This window comes from Pseudomonas borbori (assembly GCF_900115555.1).
Lineage (GTDB): Bacteria > Pseudomonadota > Gammaproteobacteria > Pseudomonadales > Pseudomonadaceae > Aquipseudomonas > Aquipseudomonas borbori.
On sequence record NZ_FOWX01000018.1, the window covers coordinates 62,033 to 79,400 of the forward strand.

A 17,368-nucleotide genomic window follows, 5' to 3' on the forward strand; every position below is an offset into this window, starting at 1 on the left:
GCGGAGGGGGACGCCCAGCCCCATGCCCGCGAATCGCGGTGTTCGCGGGCATGGCCCGCTCCTACAGGGGTTGTCGTTGCCTCAGTCCAGGCGGTTCAGGGCGTCGCCGACGGCGCCGAACATGCGCTCGAGGTCTTCCATCTTGGCGTTGAAGGTCGGGCCGAACTGCAGGGTGTCGCCGCCGAAGCGCACGTAGAAGCCGGCCTGCCACAGGGCCATGCCGGCCTCGAACGGGCGGATCACCGGGTCGCCGTCGCGCGGGGCGATCTGGATCGCGCCGGCCAGGCCGCAGTTGCGGATGTCGATAACATGCTTGCTGCCCTTGAGGCCGTGCAAGGCGGCGGCGAACTTGGGCGCCAGCTCGGCGGACTGCTGCAGCAGGTTCTCCCGCTTGAGCAGCTCCAGCGAAGCCAGGCCGGCGGCGCAGGCCACCGGGTGGGCCGAGTAAGTGTAGCCGTGGGTGAACTCGACCATGTGCTCGGGCGTGGCCTGCTGCATGAAGGTGTTGTAGATCTCGCTGCTGGCGATCACCGCGCCCAGGGGGATGGCGCCGTTGGTGATCTGCTTGGCGGCGTTGATGATGTCCGGGGTTACGCCGAAGTACTCGGCGCCGCTCCACTTGCCCAAACGGCCGAAGGCGGTGATCACCTCGTCGAAGATCAGCAGGATGTTGTGCTGCGTACAGATTTCGCGCAGACGCTGCAGGTAACCGGTGGGCGGCACCAGCACCCCGGCCGAGCCGGACATAGGCTCGACTATCACCGCGGCGATGTTCGAGGCGTCGTGCAGTTCGATCAGCTTGAGCAATTCGTTGGCCAGTTCGACACCGCCGGTCGCGGCCATGCCCTGGGTGAAGGCCATGCCCGGCTGCAGGGTGTGCGGCAGGTGGTCGACGTCCATCAACTGGCCGTACATCTTGCGGTTGCCGCCGATGCCGCCGAGGCTGGTGCCGGCGATGTTGACGCCGTGGTAACCACGGGCGCGGCCGATGAACCTGGTCTTGGCCGGCTGGCCCTTCAGGCGCCAGTAGGCCTTGGCCATCTTCACTGCGGTATCGGCGCATTCGGAGCCGGAACCGGTGAAGAACACGTGATTGAGCTCGCCCGGCATCAGATCGGCGATCTGCTCGGCCAGTTGGAAGGACAAGGCATGGCCGTACTGAAAGCCCGGCGAGTAGTCGAGGGTGCCGAGCTGCCTGGCCACCGCTTCCTGGATTTCCTGGCGCGAGTGACCGGCGCCGCAGGTCCACAGACCGGACAGGCTGTCGTAAACCTGGCGGCCCTGATCGTCGGTCAGCCAGCTGCCTTGCGCGCCGACGATCAGGCGTGGGTCGCGCTGGAACTGGCGGTTGGCGGTAAACGGCATCCAGTGGGCGTCCAGCTTGAGCTGGCTGGCCAGTGACGGGGTGGTGGTCTGTGGCAGGTTCATGGCGGCCTCGCAAGGAAGGGCGGTATTTTTCTCTCCGTAGGAGCGGGCCATGCCCGCGAAAGACACGGGTCGCGGGCATGGCCCGCTCCTACGGAGTCATTGCCAGCCAAGGTGCCACGGGCATACAGTCCGTAAAACCATACTCTTCTTATCTTTAGTTAACTGGTTACTAAACAATGAGTACACGCCGCCCCGATCCCCTGGCCCAGGTCAGCGACTTCGATATCCGCCTGCTCAAGCTGTTTCGCAGCGTGGTCGAATGCGGCGGTTTTTCCGCCGCCGAGAGCGTGCTGGGGATCGGCCGTTCCGCGATCAGCCAGCAGATGAGCGACCTCGAACAGCGCCTCGGCCTGCGCCTGTGCCAGCGCGGTCGCGCCGGCTTCGCCCTGACCGCGGAAGGCCGCGAGGTGTACCAGTCGACCCAGCAACTGCTGGCTGCGCTGGAGAGCTTTCGCACCGAGGTCAACGGCCTCCATCGGCACCTGCGCGGCGAGCTGAACATCGGCCTCACCGACAACCTGGTGACGGTGCCGCACATGCGCATCACCAATGCCCTGGCGCGGCTCAAGGAGCGCGGCCCGGACGTGCGCATCCATATCCGCATGACCCCGCCGAGCGAGGTCGAGCAAGGCGTGCTCGACGGCCGCCTGCATATCGGCGTGGTGCCGCAGACCGGCGCCCTGTCCGGGCTGGACTACCAGGCGCTGTACGACGAGCGCTCGCTGCTGTACTGCGCGGTTGGCCATCCGCTGTTCTATGTCGACGACCAGCAGCTTGAGGATCAGCGGCTGAATGCTCAGGACGCCATCGCGCCGACCTTCCGCCTGCCGCCCGAGGTGCAGAGCCACTACCAGGCGCTCAACTGCAGCGCCAGCGCCTCGGACCGCGAGGGCATGGCCTTCCTGATCCTCACCGGACGCTTCATCGGCTACCTGCCCGACCACTATGCCGCCGCCTGGGTACAGCAGGGCCGCCTGCGCGCGCTCAAGGCGGACTCGCGCTTCTACGACCTCAGCCTGGCCGCGGTGACGCGCAAGGGGCGCCGCCCGCACCTGGTGCTGGAGAGTTTTCTCGAGGGCCTGGCGGCGAGCGCCTGAGCGGCGCCTGCCGGCCTCGCCGATTCGGAGCAGCGGCCGGGCGGCGTTGCGCTTCAGCCGCGCATGCGGTCGTCCCGGCGAACAGGGGCGCATCCGGGCGAGCAAGCGTCATCCATCCGCTGCCGATCCCTGCCGCCAGTCGCGCACCAGGCCGCGAAAGCAGGCATCGATCATGGGTGCGGCGTCGCTCAAGGGCTCGAACAGCGTCGGGTCGCGTAGCCAGTCGTGGAACAGACCGACGATCAGCGCGTGCAGGGTGCGGGCGGCGAGACGTGGACTCATGCCCGGCTGCAGACGCGGCCTGACGCCAGGCTGGTCGAACTGCTGTTCGCCCAGGGCGATGAATTGAGTGATGAAGGCGGCGTGGCGCTGCTCCGCCTCGCGCAGCTCGTCGGTGAATTCGCAGCGGCGCAGGAGGATGGTGAAGATGCGCTGCTTCTGCTGGTTGCGGGCCAGGTTTTCGATCGCTTCGATACACAGCTCGCGCAGCGCCAGCAAGGGATCGCGCCCGGCACAGGCGCTCAAACGCTCGGCCATTTGCTCGGGCGGCAGGCGCACCTGGCTGAGCAACTCGTGAAACAGGTGGGCCTTGTTCTCGAAGTGCCAATACACCGCGCCACGGGTGACCCCGGCGTGGCGGGCGATATGTTCCAGGCTGGTGTGGGCCACGCCTTTTTCCAGAAACAATGCCTCGGCGGCGGTCAGGATGGCGCAGCGGGTTTGTTCGGCTTGTTCTTTGGTTCGGCGCATAGCGGTAAAGGGGATGCTTTCCAGGTTCCGGTTTGGGCCGCAGAGTCTAATGACTTTAACCGCAAGGTTCTATTTACAAACAGTGTTGGATGTAACTAGCATCGTCGCCTCAGAGGTTGTGAAAATATCGAGCACCGTAGCGAGACCGTCTCCAGGCGTTCGCGGCAAGGCGCGCTACGTGAAAAGTAGGGGAGTTTAGTGAGCTAAATGACCCTGCTTTTCACGTAGCGCAACGCCGCAGCGGACGTTTGGAGGCGGTCGCAGTAGGCGAGAGTTTTTTCACAAGCTCCCAATGCTGCGCGCATGCCGTTGTTCCGGAGAATCCTATGTTTTTTGTCCGTCACCTCCCTCTCGTCCTGGGGCTTCTGGCCTATGCCGCACTGACGCCGGTGCTGCAGGCCGCCGATGCGCGCCCCGTACCCGAAGTGCTGGTGGAGACCGCCAGCGCGGCAGCGCTGCCGCTGGTATTCGAGTATTCCGGACGCACCGCGGGTTTTCGCGAGGTGCAGGTGCGTGCCCAGGTCAGTGGCATCCTGCGGGAGCGCACCTACCTGGAAGGCAGCCGGGTCAGCAAAGGTCAGGTGATGTTCCACATCGACTCGCGCACCTATCAGGCCGCCCTGGCCCGTGCCAAGGGCGCGCTGGCCCAGGAGCAGGCACGCTACCGGCAGACCGAACGCGACCTCAAACGCATCCGCGAGCTGCAGAAGAAGGGCTTCGCCAGCGAGAGCGAGCTGGATAACGCGATCTCCAATTTCGAGCAGAGCAAGGCCAATATCCAGGCCGCCGAGGCCGACGTGCAGTCCAGGCAGATCGACCTCGACTACTGCACGGTGACGGCGCCGATTTCCGGCATGACCAGCAAGGAAACCGTGTCCGAAGGCAGCCTGATGGTGGCCGGCGACCCGAACGCCAGCCTGCTGACCCATATCACCCAGCTCGATCCGATCTACGTCAACTTCGCCTACCCGGACACCGAGGCCGAACGTCTGCGCCAGGGCGTGCAGGCTGGCCGCATGCTGTTGCCGGAAGGCGGCAAGCTGAATGTCGAGATCAGGTTCGGCAATGGCGACAGTTACCCCTTGGCGGGCGACGTGGATTTCACCGACAGCCTGATCGACCGGGGTACCGGCACCATCAGCGCCCGCGCCGTGGTGCCCAACCCCGGGCAGGAATTGTTGCCCGGGCAGTTCGTGCGGGTGCTGGTCAAGGGCATCAGCCTGCCCAACGCCATTACCGTGCCTGAGCGCGCGGTGGCCCAGGGGCCGCGCGGCACCTTCGTCTATGTGGTGGACGAGGACGGTATCGCGCGCATGCGTCAGATCAGTACCGGGCACACGGTCGATGGTCGCTGGGTGGTCGAGTCGGGCATCGGTGTCGGCGACCGGGTGATCGTCGAAGGGCTGGCCAAGGTACGCCCGGATACGCCGGTGAAAGTTGCCGAAGCAGCCGCGCCCGTTAGCCCATCAGCGACCAAGCAACCCTAGGAGCGGCGCCGGTGATCTCACGCTTCTTTATCGACCGCCCGGTGTTCGCCGCGGTCATCTCCATCGTCATCATTCTCGCCGGCCTGATGGCCATGCGTGCGCTGCCGATCGCCCAGTACCCGCAGATCCTGCCGCCGCAGGTATCGGTCAGCGCCACTTACTCCGGCGCCAGTGCCCAGGTCATCGCCGAAACCGTGGCGGCACCGCTGGAACAGTCGATCAATGGCGTCGAGGGGATGATCTACCAGCAGTCCAACTCCGGCGGCAACGCCATGAGCCTGTCGATCTACTTCCAGGTCGGCACCGACCCGGACCAGGCCACCATCGACGTCAACAACCGGGTCCAGGCCGCCCTGGCCAAGTTGCCGGAGGAGGTGCGCCGGCAGGGGGTGAGGGTGGAGAAGAAATCCTCCGACATCCTCCAGGTGGTCACGTTGTTTTCCCCGGACGGCTCGCGCGATCCGGTGTATATCAGCAACTACGCGCTGATCAACGTGATCGACGAGCTCAAGCGCCTGCCCGGCGTCGGCGATGCCCGCCAGTTCGGCTCCAAGGACTATTCCATGCGCATCTGGCTGCGCCCGGACAAGCTGGCGCAGTACAACCTCACGCCAACCGACGTGGTCAGCGCGATCCGCGAGCAGAACTCGCAGTTCGCCGCCGGCAGCTTCGGCCAGCAACCGCTGCAGCAGGAGCAGGATTTCACCTACACGGTGACCACCCAGGGCCGTTTCACCGATCCGGCGGAGTTCGAGAACGTCATTCTGCGCAGCGACGCGACCGGTGCCAGCCTGTTGCTCAAGGATGTGGCGCGGATCGAACTGGGCGCCCAGGACTACTCGCTGATGACCTCGCTCAACGGCCAGCAGAATGCCGCCTTCGGCATCTACCTGCAGCCGGGGGCCAATGCCCTGGACACCGCCGATGCCGTGAGCAGTACCCTGGCGCGCCTGTCGCAGCGCTTTCCCGAGGGCATGACCTACAAGATTCCCTACGACACCACCAAGTTCGTCCGGGTGTCGATCGAGGAGGTGATCCACACCTTCTTCGAGGCCCTGGTGCTGGTGGTACTGGTGGTCTTCCTGTTCCTGCAGAACTGGCGCGCCACCCTGATCCCGCTGCTGGCGATTCCGGTGTCGTTGATCGGCACCTTCGCCGGCATGTACCTGCTCGGTTTCTCGATCAATCTGCTGACCCTGTTCGGCATGGTGCTGGCCATCGGCATCGTGGTCGACGACGCCATTGTGGTGATCGAGAACGTCGAACGGGTGATGAACAGCGACAAGATCGGCCCGCGCGAGGCGACCATCAAGGCCATGCAAGAGGTCACCGGGCCGATCGTCGCCATCGTCCTGGTGCTCTGCGCGGTGTTCGTGCCGGTGGGCTTCCTCGGCGGCCTGGCCGGGGAGATGTACAAACAGTTCGCCATCACCATCGCCGTGTCGGTGGTGATCTCCGGCATAGTCGCGCTGACCCTGAGCCCGGCGTTGTGCGCCCTGCTGCTCAAGCCCGGCCATCACGAGCCGGCCGCGCCGTTCCGCTGGTTCAACCGCCTGTTCGACCGGCTGACCGCCGGCTACACCAGCGGCGTGCGCTTCTTCCTCAAGCGCTCGGCGGTGGGCCTGCTGCTGTTCGGCCTGATGATCGCGCTGCTGGCCGTGCTGTTCGGCCGAGTGCCCAGCTCGCTGGTGCCCAACGAAGATCAGGGCTACGTGATCAATGCCTACTTCCTGCCGCCGGCTGCCTCGCTGACCCGTACCGAGAAGCTCACCAGCGAGGTGACCCGGCAGCTGATGGCGCACCCGGCGGTCGAGGACGTGGTGACCTTCGCCGGCTTCGACGTGCTTACCTTCGGTACCCGCAGCAATGCCGGGGTGTCCTTCGTGCCGCTCAAGGACTGGAGCGAGCGGACCACGGCGGAACTGGATGCGCGCAACCTGACCCGCGAATTCATGGCCATGGGCGCGCAGCAGAAGGACGGCCTGGTGATGACCTTCAACCCGCCACCGATCACCGGCATGAGTACCACCGGCGGCTTCGAGGGCTATATCCAGGACCGCAGCGGCGCCGGCACCCGGGAATTGGCGGCCAGAGTCGCGGACTTCCTCGAGGCCGCGGGCCAGCGCCCGGAACTGGCCGGGGTGCAGAGCACCTTCAGCGCCAACGTGCCGCAGTACTACATCGACCTCGACCGCACCAAGGCCCGCGCCCTCGGCGTGTCGGTCAGCGACGTGTTCACCGCCATGCAGGCGACCTTCGGCAGCTACTACGTCAACGACTTCAGCCTGTACGGGCGCACCTTCCAGGTCAGCCTGCAATCGGAGTCGGAGTTCAGGCGCAAGCCGGAAGACCTGTCCCAGGTCTATGTGCGCTCGGCCGGCGGCGAGCTGGTGCCCTTGTCGACCCTGGTCAAGGTCGAGCGCATCCTCGGCCCGGACAGCTATGCGCGCTTCAACGTCTATCCGGCGGCGAAGATCCTCGGCGGCCCGGCCCCCGGCTACAGTTCCGGCCAGGCCCTGACGGCGGTGCAGGAGGTGGCCGACGAGGTGCTCGGCAGCGACTACAGCATCGGCTGGACCGGCTCCGCGTTCCAGGAAATGGCCACCCAGGGCTCCGGCGGCACGGCCTTCGTCTTCGGCCTGATCATGGTGTTCCTGATTCTCGCCGCCCAGTACGAGCGCTGGACCCTGCCGCTGGTGGTGGTCACCGCGGTGCCCTTCGCGGTGTTCGGCGCGATCCTCGCGGTGTGGTTGCGCGGCATCGAGAACGATGTCTACTTCCAGGTCGGTCTGATCACCCTGATCGGCCTGGCGGCGAAGAACGCCATCCTCATCGTCGAGTTCGCCGTGCTCTGCCGGGCCCAGGGCATGAGCATCTTCGACTCGGCCCTGCAAGCCTCGCGCCTGCGCTTCCGCCCGATCATCATGACCTCGCTGGCCTTCATCCTCGGCGTGGTGCCGCTGGCCATCAGCAGCGGCGCCGGCTCGGCCAGTCGCCATTCGATCGGCACCGGGGTGATCGGCGGCATGCTCGCGGCGACCGTGCTGGCGATTTTCCTGATCCCGATGTTCTACCTGCTGGTGGAATCCTGGGCGGAAAAGCTCGGCAAGGGGCGCAAGAAGGTCGTCACACCGGTTTGATTCCCGGAGCCGTGCAGAGCGTAGTCCGGATGCAATCCGGGAGCGGTTTAGCGGACGCCGGATTTCCCCGGATTGCATCCGGGCTACAACGGCCCCTGCGTGCCCTTCCTTATCTGGAGTCCCATGCCGCTACGCCTTCTGCTGATCCTCGGCGCCTTGAGCGCCTTCGGCCCCCTGGCCATCGACTTCTACCTGCCGAGTTTCCCGACCCTGGCGCGGGTCTTCGCCACCGACGTCGAGCATGTGCAGTTGTCGTTGGCCGCCTACTTCATCGGCCTGGCGCTGGGGCAACTGGTCTACGGGCCGTTGGCCGACCGTTTCGGCCGGCGCAAGCCGCTGCTCGCCGGGGTGCTGCTGTTCAGTCTGGCCTCGCTGGCCTGCGCCCTGGCACCGAGCCTGGAATGGCTGATAGTCGCGCGTTTCGTCCAGGCCCTCGGCGGCTGCGCCGGCATGGTGGTGAATCGCGCCGTGGTGCGCGACCTGTGCGATCCGATCGCCTCGGCCAAGGTATTTTCCCAGCTGATGCTGATCATGGGCCTGGCGCCGATCCTCGCGCCGCTGGCCGGTGGCGCGCTCCTGGGCTGGCTCGGCTGGCAGTCGATCTTCGCCTGCCTGTTCGCCTTCGGCGTGCTCAGTTGGCTCGGTGTGGCGCTGTGGCTGCCGGAAACCCTGGCGGCCGACTCGCCCAACGCGCCCTTGCGCGGCGCGCTGGGCGAATACCGGCGGCTGCTCGGCGATTGGCCGTTTCTCGGTCATGCGCTGACCGGCGGCCTGGCCGTCGCCGGGATGTTCGCCTACATCGCCGGCTCGCCCTTCGTCTTCATCGAGTTGTACGGCGTACCGGCCGAGCACTACGGCTGGCTGTTCGGCAGCAATGCCCTGGGTTTCATCCTGGTGGCGCAACTCAATGCCTGGCTGGTGGCGCGGCATGGGCCGGGCTACTGGTTGCGCCGTACGGTGTGGTTCTACCTGGCCTGCGGCCTGTTGTTACTGGCGATCGCGACCGCGCGCCCGGCGCACCTGTGGCCGCTGCTGATCCCCCTGTTCGGCTGCATCGCCTGCCTCGGCATTCTCCTGCCCAACGCCTCGGCCTGCGCCATGGCTGGCCAGGGCACGCACGCCGGCAGCGCCTCGGCCCTGCTCGGCAGCCTGCAGTTCGGCATAGCCGCCGGCGCCGCGGCGCTGGTCGCGGCCCTGCACGACGGCAGTGCCTGGCCGATGGCTCTGGTGATCTGCGCTTGCGCGGCGCTGGCCGTACTCTGCTCGCGCCTCACGCGCTGGGCGGAACGGCGTAGCGGGCACCCGGGTTGGTAGGCGGTTGTGAAAAAACTCCCGTCGCCTAGTGTCGCGTCACAGATCATTTGTCGTGGAGTCTCATGCGCCCTTAGCCATCGGATTGTAGGAGCGGCTGGGCGGCACTCCGCCATGCCGGCGATTCGCACGCAAGGCGTGCTCCTACACCTTTGCGACATTTGAACCGTGTCATGACCCTGGCTCGTGGGTGCGACACATATCCGGGCTGTCGCTTCGCGCCGAACGGATCAACTGGCGGCGCGCTGCGCCTGACTCGGCCATTGATGGGGGGCTTGCAGGCGCGCTTCGAGGGTGGCGACGAACTGGCGGGCCTCGGCTTCGCTGCGGAAAGTCACGCTATGGCTGGCGAAACGTACTTGCCAGCAGGCGCCTTCGGCTTTGTGCAGTGGCTCAATGCTGATGTTCATGCGCGACACCTCCGCTGGTTAGGCAGACCAGTCTAGTCCTGGCAAATGGACTTTTCCTGACATGGATCATGCGCACGACTGGCGGTCGTCGGCGCGCGTGCCGTTCATCATTGTTGCAGCTGTTGCACGGCCAGGCTGGCCAGGCGAGTGAACTCGCTGACCATGGCGATATCGGCCTGACTCGGCCGTCTGGGCTGGTCGTAGTAGATGCCGAAGGTGCCGAGTACCCGGGCATTGTCGTCCTTGAACGGCAGCGACCAGCAGGCATGCAGGCCGGCGTCCAGGGCCTGGGTGCGAAACGCCTGCCAGTAGGGGTGGGTAGCGAGGTTTTCGGCGATCACCAGTTCGCCACTGCACGCGGCGTGGCCACACGAACCGAGCTCGAGCTGCGCCTGCAGGCCGTCGATGGCCTGCAGATAAGGCTCGGGCAGGCTCGGCGCGGCGGCCAGATGCAAGCACTGCTGCGCATCCAGCAGCATGATCGACACCTGCATGTGCGGGTTGAGGTCCTGCAAATGCCGGCTGATGTTGTCGAGAATCTGCGCCAAGGGGCGACGGGCGAGCAGATCATCGAGTAGCGCATTGCGCGCTTGCTGCAGTTGCTGGCCCTGATGGCGTTCATGGATGTCATGCAGGCTGCCGGTAAGCATGTCGTTCGACGGGCTGCGGTTCAGTTGAATGTCCACCCAGCGCAGTTGACCCTGGCGGGTGAGCAGGCGAAATTCGCCGCGCACGCCGGTTTGCTGGCCCTTGCCGACGGCACTGATCTGCTGGATGAAGCGCGCCGCGTCGGCGCTGTCGAGAAACTGCGTCAGTGGTCGACCGAGGCATTCATAACAGGCATAGCCGCTGAGTCTTTCCCAGGCCGGGTTGAGAAAACCCAAGTGACCGCTGGCGTCCGTCAGCACGATGACATCGTTCAACTGCTCGACCAATTCGCGATAACGCGCCTCGCTGGCCTGCAGCTCGAGGTTGATCTGTTTCTGTTCGCTGAGATCGATGTCGATGCAGTACAGCTCCGGCTGATCGCGGCTGTCGTGCAGCATCGAATGGGTCGAGTAGACCCACACCTGACTGCCGTCCTTGCGCTGCAACGGCAGCTCTGCGGCGGCAATCGCCGGACCGCCGAGCAGCCAGTGATTGATCGCACTGATCACCTGGGTGCGCGCGGCCGGCGGGATGATCAGCTCTTCCAGGCGCCGGCCCATGGCCTCCTGCAGGCTATAGCCATAGAGCTGGACGCTGGCCTGGTTCCAATAGATCACCCGGCGTTCGCGGTCGTAACCCTGCACGGCGATCCGCGGGGTTTGCTCGAACAGGTGGCGGAAGCGCTGCTCGCTTTCGCGCAGGGCGTTTTCGTCGCGCTTCTGGCTGCTGATGTCCTGCACGGTGCCGAGGATCTGGCCGTTGGCGTCCGCCTCGCCGCGCAGCATCAGCCAGGTAGCCTGTTGCTGCTGCGGTTGATGCAGGCGCGCACTGATCGCCATCGGCTTGCGTTGTTCGAGCAGGGCCTGCCAGGCGCGCTGCAGGGCTGGTCGCTCGGCGGGGTAGAGCCAGCTGAGCAATTGTTCGGCGTTACTGCATTCACTGCCGGGGTCGCGGCCGAGCAATTGCAGGGCCTCGGGGCTCCAGTGCAGGCGCCCGTCATACTCCCAGATGCCGAGGGCGGCGGTGCGCTGGGCTTGTTGCAGCAGGCGGGCGTTGTGCGTCAGGGCGTCGAGCAGCTCGCGCTGGGCGCGGCGGTCACGGTAGTTGAGGGAGAAGATCAGCAGGCTGCTGAGCAGTACGAAGAGCATGCCCTTGACGGTTTGCAGCCGGTCGATCAGGCCTCTGTCGTTGACCACGGCCAGCAGCAGGGAGTCGCTGGCAAAAATCCACAGGCTGCTGAACAGGATGTAGGCGCCGGCCAGGCGCAACGGGACTGTCAGATCGGAACGCATCCTTACCTCCGATGATTCGCGGGTTCGCTAGAGGCCGCGGAGCACACCGCAGCCTGCGGGGCATGCCCTGAGAGGGTGCGAAAAGACCCTCGCCTGCTGCGTCGCTTGATTCTTTCACAAGCTCCGAGCGTAGTTGCAGTCTAGTCGGCTGCCGGCCGCTTGTAGGGGAAATGGCTGCCAGACAACGCTGGCAGCCCATATGAAGCCCGGCAACAGGCGCCTGCACTGCTCTGCCAGGCGCCAGGGGGGGAATCGCGGGTTCAGTCACCGCTGTCGTAGCGACCCAGTTCCAGGTAGTTGACCTTGTGCAACTTGCCGTTGCTATCGAGGAAGATGATGGTCGCCGGTACCACGCCGACCTTGTCCGAGTTGTCGGTGATATGGATGACTTTCTGCACATCCAGGGACATGCCGTAGTGATAGTCCACCGCTTGCACTTCTTCAGCTTCTTGGCTGGGATACGATTGTGCCCAGGCTGTGCCCGCGATGCCAAGGGTCGCGGCGAGCGTGAGGGGAATGAGACGTTTCATGATGCTGACCTCGTAAGGATGCGTCACCTCTCAATAGACCGATCAACCGCCATGAGGTTACGCCCACGACCTACCGTTGATCGGCGCACGACGGCGACTATTTTCCCAACCGCTGATTGTGCACCCGTCTAAACTGCGCTAATCGACCACGGGGCGTGGCCTCCTAGAATCGTCCGATGAAACTGACCCGCACCGACCGCTCGTTGCTCGCCTGGACGCTCTATTGCTGCGTCCTGTTCACTGCGTTCGCCTGCAGCATCGGCCATGGCCAGATGGCCGGCTTGCAGCTCAGCGGTGTCGATGGGTTGTACTGCTCGGCCGCGGGCAATCCTGATCCGACTGCCGACTTTGCCGTTTCGCCCACGCTCAACCCAGCCAGCGGTTTCGCTTGTGCGCTGTGTTCAACCTTCCCGGGCTTGACCTTGGCGGCCCTCTTCGGTCTGTTGGGCTGGCTGTCCCGGCGCCAGGCGACACCAGGCAGTTTGCCTGCCTTGCTGGGCCGGCCCGTCCGCTACCTGTGGCCATCGGCCAATCCCCGCGCCTCGCCGCTGCTTGCCTGACTCCTGCAAACCTCACACTTGAATGCTGCACCGCGCGGCCATTCAAGCCGTTTCAGCCTGTTGGCGCCGAGCCTTCGAGCTGCAGGCCAATCGACGAATGCGTTATCGTGTGCCGCCGCAGATGGCTGGGCGCCACACCCCGACGAGTTGGAGAATCCGCATGTTGAACAAATCCCTGCTCATGGCCGCACTGCTGGGTACCAGCCTGCTTGCCGGCGCGCACGACTACACAGTGGGCGAGTTACAGATCGAACACCCCTGGTCGCGTGCAATGCCGCCGGTGGCGCCGACCGCCGCCGCCTACTTCGTGGTGCACAACCAGGGCCAGGAGGCCGACCGCCTGCTCGGCGTACAGACCCCACATGCCGGCAAGGCCGAACTGCATGAACACGTGCACGCCGATGGCGTGATGAAGATGCAGCAGGTGCAGGACGTTGTCGTGCCTGCCGGTGGCGAGGTCAGGTTCGAGCCCATGGGCTACCACGTCATGCTGTTCAACGTGCCGCAGCAGGCCAAGGACGGCGAGCGCTTCCCCCTGACCCTGACCTTCGAGAAGGCCGGCGCTATCGAGGTGGAGGTCGCGGTGCAAAGCGAGGCGCCGGTGACCGATGCAGGCCATGGCCCCGAGCATCACGAGCGCTGAGCCTGTGGGGGCTCGGCCGCGTAGCGGACAGTCCCCCCGGATCAGCACTCTGGCTACTGCGCCATGTCGCGGCTAAAGCCCCTCCCACAGCACTCGGAACCTTTGTCGGAGGGGCTTTAGCCGCGACGCTTTGGGTCTCAAACCAGGCGCGCCTCCAGGCTGTTCTGCGCCAGGCGCCGGGCCTGCGCCTCGGTCATGCCCAAGCTGTCGTGCAGGGCGGCGAAGTTCTCGCTGACGTAACCACCGAAGTAAGCCGGATCGTCCGAGTTGACCGTGACCTTCACCCCGCGCTCGAGCATCTGCAGGATGTTGTGCTGGCGCATGTCATCGAACACCCGCAGCTTGATGTTGGACAGCGGGCAGACGGTCAGCGGGATCTGTTCGTCGATGATCCGCTGCATCAGCCGCTCGTCCTCGATGGCGCGCACGCCGTGGTCGATGCGCTCGATCTTGAGCAGGTCCAGGGCCTGCCAGATGTACTCGGGCGGGCCTTCCTCGCCGGCGTGGGCGACGCATCGCAGGCCCTCGCTGCGCGCCTTGGCGAACACCCGCTGGAACTTGCTAGGCGGGTGACCCAGCTCCGAGCTGTCCAGGCCGACGGCGATGAAGGCGTCGCGAAACGGCATGGCCTGCTCCAGGGTCTCGAACGCCTGCTCCTCGGACAGGTGACGCAGGAAGCTGAGGATCAGGCCGTGGCTGATGCCCAGCTGCTTCTCGCCATCGACCAGCGCCTGCCTGATCCCGCGCAGCACCACCTCGAAGGGGATGCCGCGGTCGGTGTGGGTCTGCGGGTCGAAGAAGGGTTCGGTGTGGATGACGTTCTGCGCCTGGCACTTGAGCAGGTAGGCCCAGGTCAGGTCGTAGAAGTCCTGCTCGGTGCGCAGCACGTCGGCGCCCTGGTAATAGAGGTCGAGGAACTCCTGCAGGTTGTTGAAGGCGTAGGCGCCGCGCAGTGCCTCGACGTCGTTCCAGGGCAGCTTGATTTTGTTGCGCTCGGCCAGGGCGAACAGCAGCTCGGGTTCCAGCGAACCCTCCAGGTGCAGGTGCAGTTCGGCCTTGGGCAGGGCGTTGAGCCAGTCGTACATGGTCGGGTCTCGCTATCGGGCTTGGTCGCTGATGAGTTTAACCCCGTAGGGCGGGTGAAACCCGCCGGAGTCGTAGGATGGGTTGAGCACAGCGATACCCATCAAGATCGAGGAAAGCGATGGGTATCGCAGGCTCAACCCATCCTACGGTCTGCTATCTGCGCTAATGCCTATCCGCCAATCAATTCCCTGGCCGCCTGACGGTGATCGGCGATCAGTTGGGCCACATCCAGGCCCTCGACCTGGCCGTCGATCACCCGCCAGGTGCCGCCGATCATCATCCGGTCGGCGCGGTCGGCGCCGCACAGCAACAGGGCCGAGAGCGGGTCGTGGCTGCCGGAGAAGCGCAGTTCGTCGAGTTTGAACAGCGCGAGATCCGCCTGCTTGCCGACCGCCAGCTCGCCGATGTCCGTGCGTCCGAGCAGGCGCGCCGAGCCCTGGGTGGCCCAGCCCAGCACCAGCTCGGGGGTGATTTTTTCGGCGCCGTAGCGCAGACGTTGCAGGTACAGGGCCTGGCGCGCCTCGAGGATCAGGTTGGAGGCGTCGTTGGAGGCCGAGCCGTCCACGCCCAGGCCGATCGGCGCGCCGGCCGCAGCAAGGTCCAGGGTCGGGCAGATGCCCGAGGCCAGGCGCATGTTCGAGCTGGGGCAGTGGCAGATGCCGGTGCCGGCGGCGCCGAGGCGGGCGATCTCATCCGGATTGAAGTGGATGCCGTGGGCCAGCCAGGTGCGCGGCCCGAGCCAGCCGACGCTGTCCAGGTAGTCCACGGTGCGCAGGCCGAAGCGCTGCAGACAGAAATCTTCTTCGTCCAGGGTCTCGGCCAGGTGGGTGTGCAGGCGCACGTCCAGCGCCTCGGCCAGCTCGGCACTCTGGCGCATGATCTCCTGGGTCACCGAGAACGGCGAACAGGGCGCCAGGGCGATCTGGATCTGCGCGCCCGCGCCACGCTCATGGTACTGCTCGATCAGGCGCCGGCTGTCGGCCAGGATCACCTCGCCCTGCTGCACCGTCTGCTGCGGCGGCAGGCCGCCGTCGGCCTGGCCCAGGCTCATGGAACCGCGGGTGAGCATGGCGCGCATGCCCAGCTCGCGCACCGCCTCGACCTGCACGTCGATGGCCTGCTCCAGGCCGCCGGGGAACAGGTAGTGGTGATCCGCCGCGGTGCTGCAGCCGGACAGCAGCAGCTCGGCCAGGGCCACCTTGCTCGCCAGGGCGAGTTTCTCCGGCGTCAGGCGCGCCCACACCGGGTACAGGGTGGTCAGCCAGGGGAACAGCGGCTGGTTGACCACCGGCGCCCAGGCGCGGGTCAGGGTCTGGTAGAAGTGGTGGTGAGTGTTGATCAGCCCCGGCAGCAGCACGTGCTCGCGGGCGTCGAAGACCTGGTCGCAGGGCCGCGAGGGCTGCTGGCCGGCGCCGAGCAGTTCCTCGATGCGGCCGTCCTCGATGACCAGGCCGCCGGCGGCGTCCAACTCGCCCCCGGTGAAAACGGCCAGGGGGTTCTTGATCCAGATACGGGTAGCTGCCATGAGCAGGCTCCTCTGAGGGTGAGTTCAGGTTAGCCAGCTCAGTGTTGACCCTGTCTGCTGATCCAGGTGCGCCGAATGGCGTGGGCCGAAAGATACCTGTCTTGGTGGTCAGGAGCAACGGCAGTCGCTGCTAAAGCCCCTCCCATGAGGTTCCAGTGACTCTGTGGGAGGGGCCGGGCGGCGATCCGTTTTAGCCGCGACGGAGTTAGCGCTTCTTCAACTCGCTCCGCCCGCGGCTGATATCCGCCAGCAGCCGCTGCAGTTCGGCGAAACGTGCTTCGGGCACTGCCAGCTGCAGTTCGGCGCCGCTGGCATCGAAGGTCTCGCTGTCCAGCACGGCGTCCAGTTCGGCCAGGCGCGCCTTGAGCAGCGGCAGTTCGGCGAAAAGGCAATGGCAGCAGTAATGCTCGCGGGTCACTAGCTCGGTGCGCTGACCGCCCTGCAAACACTTGCTGGCGCTGCCGCCGTAGGCGCGGGCCAGGCCGCCGGTGCCGAGCTGGATGCCGCCGTACCAGCGGATCACCAGCAGCGCCACCTGGTCGCAGTCCTGAGCCTCGATGGCGGCCAGGATCGGCCGGCCGGCGGTGCCGCCCGGTTCGCCGTCGTCGCTGAAACGGTACTGCTGGCCGACCTTCCAGGCCCAGCAGTTGTGCGAGGCGCCGGGGTCGCTGGCGGCGGCGATAAACGCCTGCGCCTCGGCCGCGCTGGCGACCGGCACGGCGCGGGCGAGAAAGCGGCTCTTGCGGATCTCCTCGCGGTACTCGCAAGGGCCGAGCAGGGTGAAGGGCATGGGTTCAGGAGGCCGGCGGAGTCAGGCCGCAGCCCTTGAGGATGATGCGCACCAGGTTGTCGCCGGCCGCCTCGAAATCCGCCTTGGTCAGGCGCGTGCGGCCGGTGACCCGGCAGATCTGCGAGGCGAAGTCGGCGTAATGCTGGGTGCTGCCCCACAGCAGGAAGATCAGGTGCATCGGGTCGACCGGGTCCATCTTGCCGGCGGCGATCCAGGCCTGGAATACCGCGGCGCGGCCGCGGAACCAGCTCTGGTAGTCCTGGTTGAAGAACTCCGACAGGCATTCGCCGCCGCTGATCACCTCCATGGCGAAGATCCGCGAGGCCTTGGGGTAGCGCCGCGAGAACTCCAGCTTGGCACGGATGTAGCGGGCCAGCGCCTCGGCCGGGTCGTCGTCGACGCTCAGGGTGTTGAAGGTGCTGTCCCAGAGTTCGAGGATGTCGCCCAGCACCGCCAGGTACAGGCCCAGCTTGTTGCTGAAGTAGTAGTGCAGGTTGGCCTTGGGCAGGCCGACGGTCTGGGCGATGGTGTTCATGCTGGTGCCCTTGAAGCCGTGGCGGGCGAATTCCTCCTCGGCGGCGGCAAGGATCGCTTCTTCGTTTTTCTGGCGTATGCGCCCGGCCGGTTTGCCGGCGGCGTGGGCGCTGTGCGCGGGGACTTCGACGGTCATG

15 protein-coding genes are annotated in these 17,368 nt (G+C 65.9%); 6 read left to right on the top strand and 9 right to left on the bottom strand.

What is annotated here, in order from left to right; genetic code table 11:
• Positions 1–81 precede the first annotated feature (81 nt).
• On the bottom strand, positions 82–1,428 hold the full coding sequence (gene aptA / locus BM315_RS14475; protein WP_090502173.1) for an omega-aminotransferase AptA: 1,347 nt from the start codon (positions 1,426–1,428) through the stop codon (positions 82–84).
• Positions 1,429–1,604: 176 nt separating this feature from the next.
• On the opposite strand from aptA, the gene BM315_RS14480 reads away from it, so the two are divergent.
• Complete coding sequence (locus BM315_RS14480) at positions 1,605–2,525, top strand: LysR family transcriptional regulator (RefSeq protein ID WP_090502175.1); 921 nt, start codon at positions 1,605–1,607, stop codon at positions 2,523–2,525.
• Between the two features lie 108 nt (positions 2,526–2,633).
• Here BM315_RS14480 and BM315_RS14485 read toward each other — a convergent pair whose 3' ends face one another.
• Entirely contained in the window at positions 2,634–3,275 is a 642-nt protein-coding gene (locus tag BM315_RS14485; RefSeq protein WP_090502177.1) for a TetR family transcriptional regulator, read from the bottom strand.
• Between the two features lie 326 nt (positions 3,276–3,601).
• Here BM315_RS14485 and BM315_RS14490 point away from each other — a divergent pair, with 326 nt between their 5' ends.
• From BM315_RS14490 to BM315_RS14500, 3 genes are all read left to right on the top strand, one after another.
• Complete coding sequence (locus BM315_RS14490) at positions 3,602–4,762, top strand: efflux RND transporter periplasmic adaptor subunit (RefSeq protein ID WP_090502179.1); 1,161 nt, start codon at positions 3,602–3,604, stop codon at positions 4,760–4,762.
• 11 nt (positions 4,763–4,773) lie between these two features.
• Complete coding sequence (locus BM315_RS14495) at positions 4,774–7,902, top strand: efflux RND transporter permease subunit (RefSeq protein WP_090502181.1); 3,129 nt, start codon at positions 4,774–4,776, stop codon at positions 7,900–7,902.
• A 123-nt stretch (positions 7,903–8,025) separates the two neighbouring features.
• On the top strand, positions 8,026–9,216 hold the full coding sequence (locus BM315_RS14500) for a Bcr/CflA family multidrug efflux MFS transporter (RefSeq protein WP_090502183.1): 1,191 nt from the start codon (positions 8,026–8,028) through the stop codon (positions 9,214–9,216).
• Positions 9,217–9,443: 227 nt separating this feature from the next.
• On the opposite strand, the gene BM315_RS14505 is transcribed toward BM315_RS14500, so the two are convergent.
• The 3 genes from BM315_RS14505 to BM315_RS14515 all read right to left on the bottom strand — a co-directional run bounded on the left by BM315_RS14505 (position 9,444) and on the right by BM315_RS14515 (position 12,093).
• A complete protein-coding gene (locus BM315_RS14505; RefSeq protein ID WP_090502185.1) occupies positions 9,444–9,623 on the bottom strand; it encodes a hypothetical protein in 180 nt (59 codons plus the stop codon).
• Between the two features lie 107 nt (positions 9,624–9,730).
• Positions 9,731–11,563 carry a PAS domain S-box protein gene (locus BM315_RS14510; RefSeq protein WP_090502187.1) on the bottom strand — a complete coding sequence of 611 codons (1,833 nt, stop codon included), beginning with the start codon at positions 11,561–11,563 and terminating at the stop codon, positions 9,731–9,733.
• A gap of 260 nt (positions 11,564–11,823) precedes the next feature.
• Positions 11,824–12,093 (bottom strand): DUF2790 domain-containing protein, encoded by a 270-nt coding sequence (locus tag BM315_RS14515; protein WP_090502189.1) that lies wholly within the window; start codon positions 12,091–12,093, stop codon positions 11,824–11,826.
• Positions 12,094–12,269: 176 nt separating this feature from the next.
• Between BM315_RS14515 and BM315_RS14520 the strand changes: the two genes are divergently transcribed.
• Positions 12,270–12,653, top strand: coding sequence for a DUF2946 domain-containing protein (locus BM315_RS14520; protein ID WP_090502191.1), 384 nt, complete (start codon positions 12,270–12,272; stop codon positions 12,651–12,653).
• A gap of 160 nt (positions 12,654–12,813) precedes the next feature.
• On the top strand, positions 12,814–13,296 hold the full coding sequence (locus BM315_RS14525) for a copper chaperone PCu(A)C (RefSeq protein ID WP_090502193.1): 483 nt from the start codon (positions 12,814–12,816) through the stop codon (positions 13,294–13,296).
• Between the two features lie 137 nt (positions 13,297–13,433).
• Here BM315_RS14525 and BM315_RS14530 read toward each other — a convergent pair whose 3' ends face one another.
• The 4 genes from BM315_RS14530 to BM315_RS14545 form a co-directional block, all read right to left on the bottom strand.
• Positions 13,434–14,381, bottom strand: coding sequence for an adenosine deaminase (locus BM315_RS14530; RefSeq protein WP_090502197.1), 948 nt, complete (start codon positions 14,379–14,381; stop codon positions 13,434–13,436).
• Positions 14,382–14,551: 170 nt separating this feature from the next.
• On the bottom strand, positions 14,552–15,907 hold the full coding sequence (locus BM315_RS14535; protein WP_090502199.1) for an 8-oxoguanine deaminase: 1,356 nt from the start codon (positions 15,905–15,907) through the stop codon (positions 14,552–14,554).
• 205 nt (positions 15,908–16,112) lie between these two features.
• Entirely contained in the window at positions 16,113–16,697 is a 585-nt protein-coding gene (locus tag BM315_RS14540) for an IMPACT family protein (RefSeq protein WP_090502201.1), read from the bottom strand.
• Between the two features lie 4 nt (positions 16,698–16,701).
• Positions 16,702–17,367, bottom strand: a complete 666-nt coding sequence (locus BM315_RS14545) for a TetR/AcrR family transcriptional regulator (RefSeq protein ID WP_090502203.1) — start codon at positions 17,365–17,367, stop codon at positions 16,702–16,704.
• Between the last annotated feature and the right edge of the window lies 1 nt (position 17,368).